General features: G+C 48.4%; 16 protein-coding genes. 14 read left to right on the forward strand and 2 right to left on the reverse strand.

Translation table 11 applies throughout. The features are described from left to right. The first annotated feature begins 149 nt into the window (after window positions 1–149). From madB to B5F39_RS08985, 10 genes are all read left to right on the forward strand, one after another. A complete protein-coding gene (madB, locus tag B5F39_RS08940; RefSeq protein WP_087366257.1) occupies window positions 150–1,364 on the forward strand; it encodes a Na+-transporting malonate decarboxylase, carboxybiotin decarboxylase subunit in 1,215 nt (404 codons plus the stop codon). Beyond that, window positions 1,364–2,152, forward strand: coding sequence for a biotin--[acetyl-CoA-carboxylase] ligase (locus tag B5F39_RS08945; protein ID WP_087366260.1), 789 nt, complete (start codon window positions 1,364–1,366; stop codon window positions 2,150–2,152). The genes madB and B5F39_RS08945 overlap by 1 nt, the downstream gene beginning before the upstream one ends. Before the next feature lie 20 nt (window positions 2,153–2,172). Beyond that, window positions 2,173–3,852: a malonate decarboxylase subunit alpha gene (gene mdcA, locus B5F39_RS08950; protein ID WP_087366263.1), complete on the forward strand. Its 1,680-nt coding sequence runs from the start codon at window positions 2,173–2,175 to the stop codon at window positions 3,850–3,852. 18 nt (window positions 3,853–3,870) lie between these two features. Further along, window positions 3,871–4,197 (forward strand): malonate decarboxylase acyl carrier protein, encoded by a 327-nt coding sequence (gene mdcC / locus B5F39_RS08955; protein ID WP_087366266.1) that lies wholly within the window; start codon window positions 3,871–3,873, stop codon window positions 4,195–4,197. Window positions 4,198–4,202: 5 nt separating this feature from the next. Further along, the gene (locus B5F39_RS08960; RefSeq protein WP_087366269.1) at window positions 4,203–5,150 is read left to right on the forward strand and encodes a biotin-independent malonate decarboxylase subunit beta; all 948 of its coding nucleotides are present in this window, start codon (window positions 4,203–4,205) and stop codon (window positions 5,148–5,150) included. A gap of 15 nt (window positions 5,151–5,165) precedes the next feature. Next, window positions 5,166–6,056 (forward strand): biotin-independent malonate decarboxylase subunit gamma, encoded by an 891-nt coding sequence (gene mdcE / locus B5F39_RS08965; protein ID WP_087366271.1) that lies wholly within the window; start codon window positions 5,166–5,168, stop codon window positions 6,054–6,056. Between the two features lie 13 nt (window positions 6,057–6,069). Beyond that, entirely contained in the window at window positions 6,070–7,128 is a 1,059-nt protein-coding gene (locus B5F39_RS08970; protein WP_143330704.1) for an acyl carrier protein, read from the forward strand. A gap of 24 nt (window positions 7,129–7,152) precedes the next feature. Next, window positions 7,153–7,860: a phosphoribosyl-dephospho-CoA transferase MdcG domain-containing protein gene (locus B5F39_RS08975; protein WP_158096006.1), complete on the forward strand. Its 708-nt coding sequence runs from the start codon at window positions 7,153–7,155 to the stop codon at window positions 7,858–7,860. Continuing rightward, on the forward strand, window positions 7,824–8,033 hold the full coding sequence (locus tag B5F39_RS08980) for an acetyl-CoA carboxylase biotin carboxyl carrier protein subunit (RefSeq protein WP_087366280.1): 210 nt from the start codon (window positions 7,824–7,826) through the stop codon (window positions 8,031–8,033). Before B5F39_RS08975 ends, B5F39_RS08980 begins: the two co-directional genes overlap by 37 nt. 226 nt (window positions 8,034–8,259) lie before the next feature. Then, the gene (locus B5F39_RS08985) at window positions 8,260–9,327 is read left to right on the forward strand and encodes an AbrB family transcriptional regulator (protein WP_255376025.1); all 1,068 of its coding nucleotides are present in this window, start codon (window positions 8,260–8,262) and stop codon (window positions 9,325–9,327) included. A gap of 18 nt (window positions 9,328–9,345) precedes the next feature. On the opposite strand, the gene B5F39_RS08990 is transcribed toward B5F39_RS08985, so the two are convergent. Further along, window positions 9,346–9,924, reverse strand: a complete 579-nt coding sequence (locus B5F39_RS08990; protein ID WP_143330705.1) for a hypothetical protein — start codon at window positions 9,922–9,924, stop codon at window positions 9,346–9,348. 59 nt (window positions 9,925–9,983) lie between these two features. Here B5F39_RS08990 and B5F39_RS08995 point away from each other — a divergent pair, with 59 nt between their 5' ends. Both B5F39_RS08995 and B5F39_RS09000 read left to right on the forward strand, forming a co-directional pair. Next, entirely contained in the window at window positions 9,984–11,411 is a 1,428-nt protein-coding gene (locus B5F39_RS08995) for a chloride channel protein (protein WP_087366288.1), read from the forward strand. 1 nt (window position 11,412) lies between these two features. Then, the gene (locus B5F39_RS09000; RefSeq protein ID WP_087366290.1) at window positions 11,413–11,673 is read left to right on the forward strand and encodes a hypothetical protein; all 261 of its coding nucleotides are present in this window, start codon (window positions 11,413–11,415) and stop codon (window positions 11,671–11,673) included. Window positions 11,674–11,687: 14 nt separating this feature from the next. Here the strand turns inward: B5F39_RS09000 and B5F39_RS09005 are convergent, their stop codons facing one another. Beyond that, complete coding sequence (locus B5F39_RS09005; RefSeq protein WP_087366293.1) at window positions 11,688–11,909, reverse strand: DUF3343 domain-containing protein; 222 nt, start codon at window positions 11,907–11,909, stop codon at window positions 11,688–11,690. Window positions 11,910–12,140: 231 nt separating this feature from the next. Here B5F39_RS09005 and B5F39_RS09010 point away from each other — a divergent pair, with 231 nt between their 5' ends. Both B5F39_RS09010 and B5F39_RS09015 read left to right on the forward strand, forming a co-directional pair. Then, window positions 12,141–12,572 (forward strand): OmpH family outer membrane protein, encoded by a 432-nt coding sequence (locus B5F39_RS09010; RefSeq protein WP_087366295.1) that lies wholly within the window; start codon window positions 12,141–12,143, stop codon window positions 12,570–12,572. A 93-nt stretch (window positions 12,573–12,665) separates the two neighbouring features. Further along, complete coding sequence (locus B5F39_RS09015) at window positions 12,666–13,163, forward strand: adenosine-specific kinase (RefSeq protein WP_087366298.1); 498 nt, start codon at window positions 12,666–12,668, stop codon at window positions 13,161–13,163. Window positions 13,164–13,531 lie beyond the last annotated feature (368 nt).

Here is a 13,531-nt window from a genome sequence, read left to right on the forward strand (position 1 = left end):
GAGGAACAAAATATGAATATTATTCTGTATGCCACTTTTGCGTACGCCTTAACAGCGATTATATCAGTTGTAATGATTTCGGTTGTTGTGTTGTTAATAAAAATATTAATGAAGTTTCAATCTGCTGAGCAGACAGAAGGTGAGTAAAGATGATTAAAAGTGAAATTGTTTTAAACTTATTTCCTGGAATAGCCAGCTTTGCCTTTCAAGATTTAAACATAGCTGTTGCTCGTATAGTACTGATAGTTATGGGCTTTTTATTGGCTTATTATGGTTACAAAAGAAAACTTGAGCCGTTGATTATGGTTCCTATGGGAGTCGGACTTATTTGTATTAACGCCGGAGTATTGTTTCTAAAGGACGGCTCACTAGGCACATTGTTTGTTGCACCGCTTGTTGAAGATCCTTCTGCGCTTATTAACATCATGCAGGTTAATTTCCTTCAGCCGATTTATAATTTTATGTTCAGCAACAGTCTCATAGCATGTTTAGTGTTTATGGGAATAGGCGCTATGAGTGAAATAAGTTTTATTATAATGAATCCATTTACAAGTATTTTTATAGCTCTTTGCGCAGAGCTCGGTACGTTTGTTGCTCTTGTAATAGGCGTCTATTTAGGACTCACGCCTCAAGAAGCGGCCTCGGTGGCGATAATAGGAGGAGCCGACGGGCCAATGGTGCTGTTTGGTTCATTGATGATGGCGCCTAAGCTCTTTGTGCCTATCTCTATAATTGCGTATCTCTATTTAAGCCTTACTTATGCGGCTTATCCGTATCTTGTAAAAAAATTAGTTCCTACAAAATATAGGGGGATAGACTATATAGAAGAAATCCCGGAGATACAGCCAAAAACAATTTTTATATTTTGTCTGGCAGCATGCGCGTTGTTATGCCTTTTGCTTCCGGTAGCAGCGCCTCTCATAATGTCCTTTTTTCTGGGATTAATTATCAAGGAGGCTAAAATAGAGCCTTATCTGGAACTTTTGGAAAATACGATTCTTTATCTTTCAACGTTGCTGTTGGGGCTTATGCTTGGAACGTTATGTGAAGCGTCTGTGCTTCTTGACCCTAAAGTCATTAAACTGCTGATAATAGGTGTCGCCGCCCTTTTATTCTCTGGGCTTGGAGGTATAGCCGGAGGCTGGATCATGTATGTAGTTAAAAAGAAAAACTTTAATCCTCTTATAGGTATTGCGGGAGTCTCATGTGTGCCAACTACAGCAAAAATAGCGCAGCATGTAGCTGAAGAAGAAAATCCGTTTGCCGTCATCCTTCCCATTGCGATGGGGGCGAATATAGCCGGAGTCATTGTCTCTGCTATTGCAACTGGCATATATGTCTCAACTATAGGTCTTGTCCAGTAATGCGTTTTAATCCTTTAGCTATAAAGTATGAAAAATATATAGATGAATATGAAGAAAGAGACGTTTTACACTTTCGCCGCGTAAGCTCTACAAATATTGTCGCTAAAAATTTAGCGATAAATGGGAGCAAAGTTGCTGTTATTGCAGATTCGCAGTTTATGGGACGTGGAAGAATGTCTCGTCTTTGGGAATCTGAAGTAGGTGGTTTGTATTTAACTCTGACTCAGAAAATAGATTTACAGGATCGCATAATTCCTATGATTAGTATGGCGGCCTCTATAGCGGCATTGCGATGTATATCCGATATCAGTGGCTTAGCGTGCAGAATTAAATGGCCGAATGATGTTTTGGTAAATAATAAAAAAATATGCGGGGTTCTATCAGAAGCTATATGGGGAGCTGATAAATTAGATTTTGTGCTTGTCGGATTCGGCTTAAACATTAATCAGAGTTTTGATTCGTTCTCGTCCGGCATAAAAAAACTTGCTACTTCTATTTATCTTGAAACAGAGAAAAGATTTCCAATCAAAGAAGTAGCGTTTTCATTGATACATAATATGAACCGAGAGATTAATGAAATATCCGTATATGGACCGTCTTGTATGGTCGGTAGATATCGGCGATATTGTGAAACGCTAGGAAAGAGAATATCTGTATTTGACGGCGATGATGAGATTTTTGAAGGTGAAGCGATAGCAATTAACGAAGACGGCGCTCTGGTTGTTAAAGATTCTGCCGGTAAGATAGAAACGTTTCTCTATGGAGAAGTAAGTAATAGGATGATATGAGTTGAAAGGGTGTGTCAGTTATGATCAGTGGCAGTCTTTCAGGTGTATGGGATAATATCAAACGAGATACAGCACGGCGTTTAAGTGCCGCATCTGCGTTAGTAACGGGACAAGGCTCAAAGATAGTATTATCAGATAATACAGTAAAATTGCTGGAAAGTGTGATTAAACCTTACGATATTGTAAACTTGGAAGGGAACAACCAGAAACAAGCTGATTTTTTAGCTAGATGTCTTTGTAAAGTTGATCCATCGGTTGTACATGACCTCCATATGGTGCAATCAGTTATTGCATTGCCTGAACATATTGAAGTTTTTGAACGCGGCATTGCGCAAAAACTTGATTTTTCATTTTCAGGCCCACAAGCTGGAAAAGTCGCCGAGTTGATAAATAGCGGTAATATTGAACTTGGAGCGATACATACATATCTTGAACTTTATGGACGGTATTTCGTCGACTTGACCCCTAGAGTGGCTTTGGTTGCAGCGGTGCAAGCCGATAGGGACGGTAATTTATATACCGGTTTTAGTACGGAGGATACCCCTGTTATTGTTGAAGCGACAAAATTTAAACAAGGGATAGTCATAGCACAGGTCAATCAAATCGTAGACAAGTTGCCGAGGATTGATATTCCTGGGGATTGGGTTGATTTTATTGTACAGTCTCCGGAACCTTTTTATATAGAACCGCTCTTTACCAGAAATCCGGCACTGATCACAGAAGCGCAAATATTGAGAGGAATGATGGCAATAAAAGGCATTTATGCGGAATATGCCGTTAAGACTCTTAACCATGGCATAGGCTTTGATACGGCTGCAATTGAGCTGTTACTGCCGACATATGCCGAATCTTTAGGGCTAAAGGGGAAAATTTGTACACATTTTGTATTGAATCCGCATCCGACCTTAATCCCGGCCATCGAAACAGGATGGGTTCAGTCGGTCCATTGTTTTGGCGGAGAACTTGGTATGGAGGATTACGTTGCTGCCAGGTCAGATATATTCTTTAATGGTCCGGATGGTTCAATGCGTTCGAATCGAGCTTTTTCGCAAGTTGCCGGACATTATGCAACTGATATGTTTATCGGCGGGACTTTGCAAATAGATAAATGGGGCAACAGCAGCACTGCAACGGCAAAACGCGTGTCCGGATTTGGCGGGGCTCCTAATATGGGATGCGACCCCAAAGGTCGGCGGCATGCAAGTGAAGCATGGATGCAATGCGGCGCCGAGGATGTTGGTATTAGCAAAAATATTGGGCCGCTGCACAGAGGAAAAAAACTTGTCGTCCAGTTGGCCGAAACATTCAGAGAGAAGATGGCTTCTTGTTTTGTAAATGAACTGGACGCCGTTGCTCTATCACAAAATGCGCACCTTACGATTGAACCAATAATGATTTATGGGGACGATCTTACGCATATTGTTACAGAAGAAGGTATCGCGTACCTACATAAGTGCCACGATATAGAAGAACGCATGGCTGCTATCCGAGGCGTTGCGGGTTTTACGGATATCGGTTTGTCTGCCGATCCGGATGAAACTGCGAAGTTAAGGGAGCTTGGAGTTATAAAAACCCCCGAGGATTTGGGGATTAATATAACGCAGGCGAATAAGTCTATGCTTGCGGCCCAAAGTATCAGGGAGCTTGTTAAATGGTCTCACGGCTTGTATCAGCCGCCGAAGCAGTTTAGGACATGGTAGTTTAGGAGGATATTATTTATGGCGCTGCAGACTTTGTATTACGAATTTAAAGTGGCTGACCCGAAAAGCATTCCTGCAGAGTGGGGCCATTATGGTGTAACTGGCTCCGGTGACCTTGAAGTATTGTTTGAACGACAGAATTTAAATGGAAGTGTTAAAGTAAAAGTAGTTACACCAGTAAAAGGATTTGAAAAAGTGTGGGAAAAGGTTTTGGAAAGATTTGTGAAAGAATTTAGCCTTGGAGATTTGTCTATAGAAATTAACGACGATAACGCTACGCCTGTAGTTGTTTATATGCGTTTAAGACAAGGGCTGGTAGAGACAGGCTTCCTCAAAGGAGAGTAATTTATATGCGCGATTGGAATAAAATCAGTGCTAGGAAATTTTCTGAAATTCATGCCAGGGAACGTGCGATAGGCCTTGTTGACAAAGATACTTTTACAGAGTTCTTAGGACCAAGAAAAAAATTTTCAAGTCCACACTTACCTTTGCTCGGCGTCGCCGTAGAATTTGATGACGGCCTTGTCTCTGGAATGGGGCTTATTGATAAACATCCTGTTTTTGTTAATTCGATGGAGGGGAAATTTATCGGAGGTTCTATAGGAGAAGTAGGCGGAGCAAAGCTCGTAATGTCACTCAGATTAGCCTTGGAAACATATAATATGATTCCAGAAGAAGAGCTTGAAAGCCGCCGCCCTCTTGTGGTTATTTCATTTGAAACCGGTGGAGTGAGGCTTCATGAGGCTAACGCTGGGTTGTTGGCTCATGCGGAAGTTATAGATGCTATTCAGGATTTAAGACATAAAGTTCCTGTTATTGCTGTAATTGGAAGCAAAGTAGGGTGTTTTGGCGGAATGGGGTTTGTAGCGGCAGCTACAGATGTAGTTGTGATGAGTGATGTCGGTCGTTTAGGTTTGACTGGTCCAGAAGTTATAGAGCAGGAAGTAGGAAAAGAAGAATTTGACGCTTCCGATAAATCTCTTGTATATCGTACTACAGGCGGAAAACATAAATATATCGTTAGGGACTGCAACTACTTAGTTCCAGATAAAACGGCCGCTTTCAGAGACATTATCAATCAGCTTTCGCGTTGCTCAATGGAAGATATAGAGAAAATGCGTAGAATAGGTTCGATGTATCTGGTAAATAAGCAGCTTGCTTTTATAAATGAAGTTTTAGAAAGAGATATACGTGATTCTAGAGATCTTTGGAGAGCTTATGGCAATTCTGATATTGACGCGTTGATAGATTCTGATGTAGAGGAATTTCTTACATTGGTACAGCGCAGACCTTTGTAATTGGGAGGAAAAGCAATGGAAGACTCTAACATCACTATGATTGGCCAGGTCCGCGAAGTTTTGAATATGCTGATTGATAAAGATACTTTTGTGGAAAATAGCGTATGCGGTCATAACTTTGCTGCGGATTTTGGATGTGGCGCTATAGTAGGGACAGGAGAAATTAACGGGAACGTTTCAACAATAATCGCCAACGATACAGACGCTTATAATGAGAAGTTCCCTGTCGTTTTTGCTGGTATCATTGGTTTGGAAGAAGCGTACAAAATGGCTCAAGCTGTATATATAACAATGGAAGCTGATCGTACAAAAGATATAGGACAGAAAAGGCCGATTGTATTAATCGTTGATACGCCGGGTAATGCCCCAGGCAAGATAGAAGAAATTATCGGAATGAATAAAGCGACGGGAGCATATCAGCTTGCCCTTGCAGAGGCTCGCGGAATGGGACATCCTATAATTGCAGTTGTCATTGGGCGGGCCATAAGTGGAGCTTTTCTATGCCATGGATTACAGGCTGATCATATTCTTGCATTGTCTAAGGACTTCGGCACAATAATTCACGTAATGCCATTGACCAGTATCGCAAGGATAACAAAAATGGACATAGAAGAGTTGGAAAAAATGTCAGTAGATAATCCAGTGTTTGCGTCAGGCGTAGATTTCTTCTACAAATTAGGCGGAATAGACGAGATTATCTACACACTAACCGACATGAAGCGATGCGTTGCTGATCATATAGAGAAGATTCGCATTCTAAAAGCAGAACACAAATTACAAGAATTAGGTCCTAAGGGGCGGGGTTTGTCTGGTCTTAAGCGGAACGGACGTAATTCTCGTGCGAAAGCGATGGATGAAATGAAGAAAGAGTATTCGTGCGTCATCCGTCATTATTTAAGCGTTTAAATTTGTTTAAGTAATGGAACAGTTTGAACTTTTTGACAATAGCCCTACTATTGAAGAGCTGCCGCATCAACCCTTATCAGCAAGAGGATTATGCGGCCCTACAGTAGCCCATAAAATCGAAGAGCTGCATACACCTTGTAACATCGCTTTTACAACATTTTCAACTGGCAGCAGCGCATTGCAGAATGTAATAGGCGTAACCTACCAGGAACTTAATGCGCGAATCGAAGCGTCTATAAACGCTTTAGATATCATAGGGCTGCGTGAAGGGGATAATTTACTTGTAACATATCCTCCGTTAGTCAACGTTTTTCCTGTTGAAGCTCTTCAGCGCAGAGGCATCCACTTGCTCTATCTCAATCGCTCGAGTCGTATGTCTTTGATTGAATCCATGTTAAATGTACAGCCGTCTGCGATACTGGGAGAAGGTGCGTTCATATACGCATCGATGCGAGACGCAGAAAAGCTCGGTTTCCCCAATTTATTTAATCGAACAACGCGAATAATAACGGCTGGCACTCCTTTGAATCTGGATATGCATGAAGCGGCGCAAGAGAGGCGGATGGAAGTCCATGATTTGTATGGATGTCAGGAGTTCGGCTGGATAGCATGCGATGGAATTCCATTAAGGAACGATTTATCGTTCATGCCTGCTGAAAAAGAGTGGCATGAAGTTATTGTCGGAGGGCTTCCGACTGGTGACTGCTTGATTCTGTCTAATTCGGGACATATGTGTAATCGCAAGGGACGGCTAATAACTTATAGGCTTAAACGCAGCGTTAACGACATTGATATAGTTATTCGCGCGTCTAAATTTAAATCTGAAGAAACGGTCAGGCGCATTGCTAAAAGTATTTTAAGGCTAAAGGGGAAACACGTGTATGTAAGCCCATCTGTCAGGCTGGGTGCTGATTGCACGGTACTGGAATTAAAGGGCTCACAGTATAATAAAAATACTATACCGAGTTTTTGTATTGACAATGCGATAAAAACAGAGCTTTTCGATTCTTTGGCAGAGGCTCAGTGCCTATATCAGAATGACCATAGGCATAATGAGGTCTGGAGTAAGTAAATGAAATTATATAAACGGCACGATATGCTGGACATCTCTTTTGAAGGGAGGGCTAGGATATTTTTTGATTTGATGGCGAAGGCGGAAAGCATTTCTATGGATGTCTTAAAAGCGACTATACTCGCAAGATATCATAACGGATATGTGCCAGGCATCGTAAGACGCGGGGATATAAGTGCTTATGGTGAAGTAAATGTCGGTTTTGTATATCCATGGAGAGTGTCCGATAGTCGTTTACGTATAGCGAATATTGTATATCCCAATGAGATTCTCGGTGTGATTTCTCCTTATATTTTGCCGTATTGTGAATATCAGGTAGAAAGTCGCTGTATGGCAGCGCTAAAGGATGTGTCGCTTTTATTAGAAGCTCAAAAGGGGCACATTGGTGTTATTGGCTCTGCTGCGCTGGAAATCGTCACGGGATATTGCTATACAGACGGCAATTCAGATTTGGATCTTATTATACAGGGACAGACTTTGTGTGACCTTACAGAAACGTATACTGTTTTGGCGCAAATAGGTCAGAAACATAGGGTAAAAATTGATGCTGAAGTCCAGTTAAGAAATGGATATGGAATCAAAGCGGATGAGCTGTTTATTGGAAGCCAGACATTATTAGGCAAAAGCTTATGTGACGTTCGGCTGTTCAATAGAGAAAACATTATAGAAACTCTAAATTCACAGGAGGAATTTACATGGAAATTAAGTCAAGAGTCCCAGGAAAAGTCGTAAGGTACGAAAAACAGGTTGGGGATACCGTAAAGGTGAAAGATGTAATAGTTGTTATGGAGGCTATGAAAATGAAACAATTAGTCCCTTCACCGATTGATGGCGTGTTGAAAGAAATTAAGGTCAATCCCGGAGAACGTGTGTCTGCCGGAAAAGTATTAGCAATCGTTGAATAAACATTTATTGTATATTATGTAGAAAATTTCAATATAATATTGCTATGTTATTTCTTAATAGCGAACGCTAATTTTTAGCATGGCGATTTGTAGAGAGCTTTTATGTAAAGCTCTCTTTTTTATAAAAAAAGAGAGTAAATTTACCATATAATGCTTAAATTTCCATTGGCGTGGCTATATAATGTAAATAGTTGCCGTTAAGGTAAGCAAGGCTACATTTTTAGAAATTAAATGGTATTGGTTTATTATGATAAATATATTTCTGACATTTTGCGCGGGGGGTGCCGCCGCGCTGCTGTTTTTCAAGATGAAGGTCCCCGGCGGGATGCTTATAGGCGCGGTCTGCGGCACTGTCGCTCTTTCGCTTGCCACGGGGCGCGCGGAGATGCCCTTCGCGGCTAAGTTCGTCGCGCAGGTTTCGGCAGGGGCCTTCATCGGGTGCTCCGTGAGCGTTCGCGACATCATGGCGCTGAAGCGTATGCGCGCGCCCGCCGCCGTAGTGATTTTGTCCTTCCTCGCGCTCGATATGATCCTCGGCCTCGCGCTCTACTCCTTCACCTCGCTCGACGCGATAACGGCGCTGCTCAGCGCCGTCCCCGGCGGCATGAGCGACGTGCCGCTGATAGCCTTCGACATGCACGCGGACGTGGCCGAAGTCGTCGTGCTTCAGTTCGTGCGGCTCTGTATGGGAATAGGCTTTTTCCCGGCGTGGATAGCGTGGATGTATTCGAGGAAGCGCGGCGGAGCGGCTGAGGCCGCGGCAGAGCCCGATGCGCAGCCGGAGGAAAAGGCCACGCTCACGCCGCTGTCCGTAGCGGCGGCGTTTTTTACGGCGGCGGCCTGCGGCTTCGCGGGGCTGAAGCTCCATGTCCCGGCAGGGGCGTTGGTGTTTTCTATCGCGGGAACGCTCGCGCTGAAGCTGCTCGGTATTCCAGCCGCTCTGCCGAAGCGGTTCAAGCGTTTCGCGCAGGTGCTCTCCGGCACCTATATCGGATGCTCGATCGGCGCGGAGGCGCTGCGTGACATTCCGCAGCTTGTCGTCCCTGCCGTTATCATCGTCGCGGCGTATATGCTGAACGCCTACGCCGCCGGCAATCTGCTTTGCAAGAAATTCGGGATACCCTTCAAGGAGGCGATGCTGATGGTGCCCCCAGCCGGAGCGAGCGATATGGCGCTCATCTCGGCTGACATAGGCGTTCACAGCCCGTCGCTGGTCGTCATGCAGATATTCAGGATGCTAATGGCGGCTTCCGTTTTTCCGCAGATTTGCTATCAGATAACCAAGCTGTTTTGATTCGCGCCTCGGCGCTATTCAGCGGGGCACCAGCACGGTCAGCGGCGTCTTGTGCAGCCCGTCGGCCTTTATCGCGATTACGTCGAAGGGGACGGGGCATTTTCTTTCGTGGGGGAAGGTAAATGTCAGCCGCTTCGCGTCTTCGCGGCCGTCGTACGACGCCGAGGCCAGGAAGGCCTTCGCCATGCCGTTTTTAGGGAAGTCCGTGCCGGAGGCGGTTTTTTTCAGCGCGAACTCTGCTTTCTGCGGGCTGCGCGAGTTCCAGTTGGTCTCGGCGCGGGCGAGCACGGAGAAGCCGTCGCCCTCAGGCGAGAGCGTCACAGAGACGACGTTGTGCCCCGGCATCTTCATGTGGTCTATGACGAAGACGGTCTCGCCGTTCTCGCGGATGTAGGCCGCGAGCGGCGGCTCGTCGAGCGCCACGCATGCCGCGAAAGCGGCGCTCACGGCGAGCGCCTCGCACTGCGCGAGCTCGCGCCGCTCGTATTCTCCTTTAGTGACTATGCGCCAGCCTATGAATACGAACGAGGCCAGCACTCCGGCGAATATCAGGTATTTTGCGATTTTCTGGGCTATTTCAGACGCGCGTTCTCTCATGCGCATATTATACAGTATTTAATGGCCGGATATGCTAGAATAAAATCCGGTGATGAAGAATGGACGGGACGGGAAATAAAGAAAACGGGGAGGCGGTGCGCATAGACGTGGAGCAGCCGGACGGCGCGGACATCGTGCGCGACGAGGTGTGGCTCATCTGCGCCGTCGCGAAATGGGTGATAATCGCGATAGTCACCGGGCTCGCCGTCGGCCTGGTCGCGGGCGGCTTTCTGCTCGCGCTGCGCTGGAGCATGGACAAGGCCGCGGCGCTCGGACGCTTCCGCCATCTTCTGCTCTTTCCTGGGCTGTTTGTCAGCTATTTCCTCGTGCGGCTGCTCGCGCCGCAGTCCGCGGGGCACGGTACCGAGGCCGTCATAGACGCTATACACAACAGACGGCGCACCGTGATAGACGTGAAGGCCGTGCCGGTCAAGATAGCCGCTACGATAGCGACTATCGCGTCGGGCGGCTCCGTAGGCATCGAGGGGCCATGCGCGCAGATCGGCTCCGGCGTCTCATACGTCCTCGGCAAAATCTTCGATCTCGACGAATCCGACCTGAAAAAAATTATAATCTGCGGCATCGCGGCGGGCTTTTGCGCCGTCTTCAGCACTCCAGTCACAGGCGCGATATTCGCCGTCGAGGTGCTCTTCGTCGGACAGATATTCTACGACGTTCTTTTTCCGTCGCTGATAAGCGGCATCGTCGGCTATTTCACGGCCGCCGCGATGGGCGCGGGCCACGCGTCCGGCGTGACCGTCACGGTGCCCGAGCTCGGCCCGTGGGCCCTCGCCTCTTCGCTCGCCGCAGGGATATTCTTCGGCGTTATTGCGATAGCGGACATCGAGGGCATCCACCTGGCTAAAAAAGCGTTCGCGCGCTTCGGCGTTACGGGGTGGAAGCGTCCGCTCGCGGGCGCGGTCCTGCTGCTCGCCATAGGGATGCTGTTCGGCGGCGATTTCCTCGGCCTCGGCAGCGACGCTATATGGGCGATGGTGGCGGGGGACGAAAGCCTGCCTCTCGGCTTCGCCGTCAAAATAGCCGCGATGGGCATAACGCTGGCTGCGGGAGGCTGCGGCGGCGAAATTACTCCGACATTCTTCATCGGCGCCTCCGCCGGCCTGCTCTTCGCCGCCGTCTTCGGCCTCGACCCGTCCTTCTGCGCCGCGCTCGGCGTCTGCTCCGTCCTCGCCGCATCGACGAACACGCCGATATCCGGCACGCTCTTCGCAATGGAGCTCTTCGGCGCGCAGATAGCCGCCTTCGCTGGCGTCGCCTGCGCCGTATCATACCTAGTGGTCGGACACAGAAGCCTCTACCCGACTCAGGTGCTGCTTTCTCCTAAATCCCGAGCATTCTCCATAAGGCGCACGGAGCGCGGCGAACGCCTCGTAAGGCGTTTCGACAGCATATCGCTGCGCCGCATCGCCAAATTCTACGCGGAACGCATAATAAGCGGAATAATCGAAAGGAGGCGCGCGAAATAAGATGCGCAAAACTCTGAACATGATCCTTACGGCGCTCGCGGCGGCCGTAATGATGGCGTGGATATGGAAATTCTTCGGCCCGGGCGGAGCGGAGGCGCGGCGCGCGGGAGGCGCGCTGCTCGGCGGCGCGGGCACGAGCTTCGGCGGGCTGCTCTGGATATCCGTCTCGGTCGTCTGCCTCGGTTACCTGCTATGGCGGTTCATGAGCTGGTTCTTCTGGCACAAATACTTCCGCGAAGACCCGCCCGACAGGGAAGATTAAAAAAGCCCGCCCCGTTAGGAGGCGAGCTCGTGGTACTCCGCGACCTCTATAGCCTTGTCCGCGACGACGGCCTCCACCTTCCCGCGGTCGCCGCACGGATAACTGCACGCCAGCCCGCAGCTCGCGGAAATCTGGCGCGGCACCGGGATTATCTTCACGTTGAGCCCGGCGGCGCGGCAGGCCTTCTCGAAGAAAAGCGCCATGTGCGTCGTGTCGAAAGTTGCGAGACATTCCATTCCTGCATCCCTCCGCGTAAAAAACTCGCATCTACATATTTTTACCACATCTTTCCGTTATTATAAACAACGGGGAGACGCTATTGTGCAGGAATACAAAGCGCGGCGGCGTCCGCGCGCCCCGCTCCGCGTTCGGCACGTGGACGTAAAGACGAAAACGGGGTAAAATACTCGGGTCAGTCAGAGAGGGGATAGCGGATTTATCCTCAAACTCAAGAGGAGGAAACTTGAATGGCATTGAAAAAAACGCTTACGGTAATGTTAGCCGCTCTGTCGGCTCTCGTCCTCGCCGGTTCCGCCTTCGCGGCGGACGTAGTCGGCACCATCGACACACAGCAGGTAATGTTCCAGCATCCTAAGTTCCAGCAGGTGCAGCGCCAGGTGCGCGACGTGACCGACAAGCTCCAGAAGGAAGCGCAGACCGCCATCGACAAAGAATCGGACAACAAGAAAAAAGCCGACATCTACCAGGCGAAGCGCCAGGAGCTCGCACAGGAAGAGAGAAAGCTCATGGAGCCGCTCTTCAAGGAAATCAACCTCGCCATGCGCACGGTCGCCAATCAGAAGAAACTCACCGTCGTCATGGACAAGGGCGTAGTCTTCTACGGCGGAGTGGACATCACCAACGACGTCATAACCGAGCTCAAAAAGAGCGCGAAGTAACGCGCCGGAAAGAAGATAAAAAACGGCGGTCCGCAGGGGCCGCCGTTTTGCTATACTAAGGCCGGACGCAAAAACAACAACGGAGGTGCCGCAATGGCAGAAAACATCAACATAAGCGCAGTACAGATAGACATACCCGAAGAGGCCAACGTCATAGTGGGGCAGAGCCACTTCATCAAAACAGTCGAAGACATATACGAGGCGATGGCGACAGCCGCGCCCTGCATAGAATTCGGCGTCGCATTCTGCGAGGCGTCGGGCGACTGCCTCATACGCCACGACGGCAACAACGCGGAAATGGAAAAATGCGCGATAGAAAACGCGCAGAAAATGAACGCGGGGCATACATTCATCATCGTCATGCGCAAAGGCTACCCCATCAACGTGCTGGGCAGAATAAAAGACGTGCAGGAAGTCTGCCGCATATTCGCCGCCACCGCCAACCCGCTTCAGGTACTCGTCGCCGAAAGCGCGCAGGGCCGCGGCGTCATAGGCGTCATCGACGGCTTCCCCACCAAGGGCGTCGAAGACGAAAAAGGCGCGGAGTGGCGCGTGTCGCTGCTGCGCGACATAATCGGGTACAAGAGATAAAGCTTCCGCGCTCCGCGTTTGAAAAGCGCGGCGCGCCTCCTTTCCGTAATTACATTAAATCTGCAATCCAGACGACGCAGCGTCCCTTCGCGGCCCCCGCGCCAGGCTTCGTCAGAAATACCCACATGACGATGAATATCCCGCCGCGCAAAACATGAAAGGCCACGAAATCTATAACAGGAGCAGCACGTTGCCCATAATGCACAGGGATGCCGCCGCTTTTCTCGTCATTCCGCGCTTGACGCGAAATCTGGCGGCTTTATAGTCATTTAACTTTTTATAAGAACTATGTCGTCCCCCCCAACGCCCGTGTGCCCGATGAAGCGGGGCAGACTCTGCGGACCATCAGCGACGTACTACGTAATCTA

The organism is Cloacibacillus sp. An23 (assembly GCF_002159945.1).
Classification (GTDB): Bacteria; Synergistota; Synergistia; order Synergistales; family Synergistaceae; genus Caccocola.

Coding starts and splice junctions, on each gene's coding strand:
- madB (WP_087366257.1), top strand. CDS start 150: ATGATTAAAAGTGAAATTGTTTTAAACTTATTTCCTGGAATAGCCAGC.
- B5F39_RS08945 (WP_087366260.1), top strand. CDS start 1,364: ATGCGTTTTAATCCTTTAGCTATAAAGTATGAAAAATATATAGATGAA.
- mdcA (WP_087366263.1), top strand. CDS start 2,173: ATGATCAGTGGCAGTCTTTCAGGTGTATGGGATAATATCAAACGAGAT.
- mdcC (WP_087366266.1), top strand. CDS start 3,871: ATGGCGCTGCAGACTTTGTATTACGAATTTAAAGTGGCTGACCCGAAA.
- B5F39_RS08960 (WP_087366269.1), top strand. CDS start 4,203: ATGCGCGATTGGAATAAAATCAGTGCTAGGAAATTTTCTGAAATTCAT.
- mdcE (WP_087366271.1), top strand. CDS start 5,166: ATGGAAGACTCTAACATCACTATGATTGGCCAGGTCCGCGAAGTTTTG.
- B5F39_RS08970 (WP_143330704.1), top strand. CDS start 6,070: ATGGAACAGTTTGAACTTTTTGACAATAGCCCTACTATTGAAGAGCTG.
- B5F39_RS08975 (WP_158096006.1), top strand. CDS start 7,153: ATGCTGGACATCTCTTTTGAAGGGAGGGCTAGGATATTTTTTGATTTG.
- B5F39_RS08980 (WP_087366280.1), top strand. CDS start 7,824: ATGGAAATTAAGTCAAGAGTCCCAGGAAAAGTCGTAAGGTACGAAAAA.
- B5F39_RS08990 (WP_143330705.1), bottom strand. CDS start 9,924: ATGAGAGAACGCGCGTCTGAAATAGCCCAGAAAATCGCAAAATACCTG.
- B5F39_RS08995 (WP_087366288.1), top strand. CDS start 9,984: ATGGACGGGACGGGAAATAAAGAAAACGGGGAGGCGGTGCGCATAGAC.
- B5F39_RS09000 (WP_087366290.1), top strand. CDS start 11,413: ATGCGCAAAACTCTGAACATGATCCTTACGGCGCTCGCGGCGGCCGTA.
- B5F39_RS09005 (WP_087366293.1), bottom strand. CDS start 11,909: ATGGAATGTCTCGCAACTTTCGACACGACGCACATGGCGCTTTTCTTC.
- B5F39_RS09010 (WP_087366295.1), top strand. CDS start 12,141: ATGGCATTGAAAAAAACGCTTACGGTAATGTTAGCCGCTCTGTCGGCT.
- B5F39_RS09015 (WP_087366298.1), top strand. CDS start 12,666: ATGGCAGAAAACATCAACATAAGCGCAGTACAGATAGACATACCCGAA.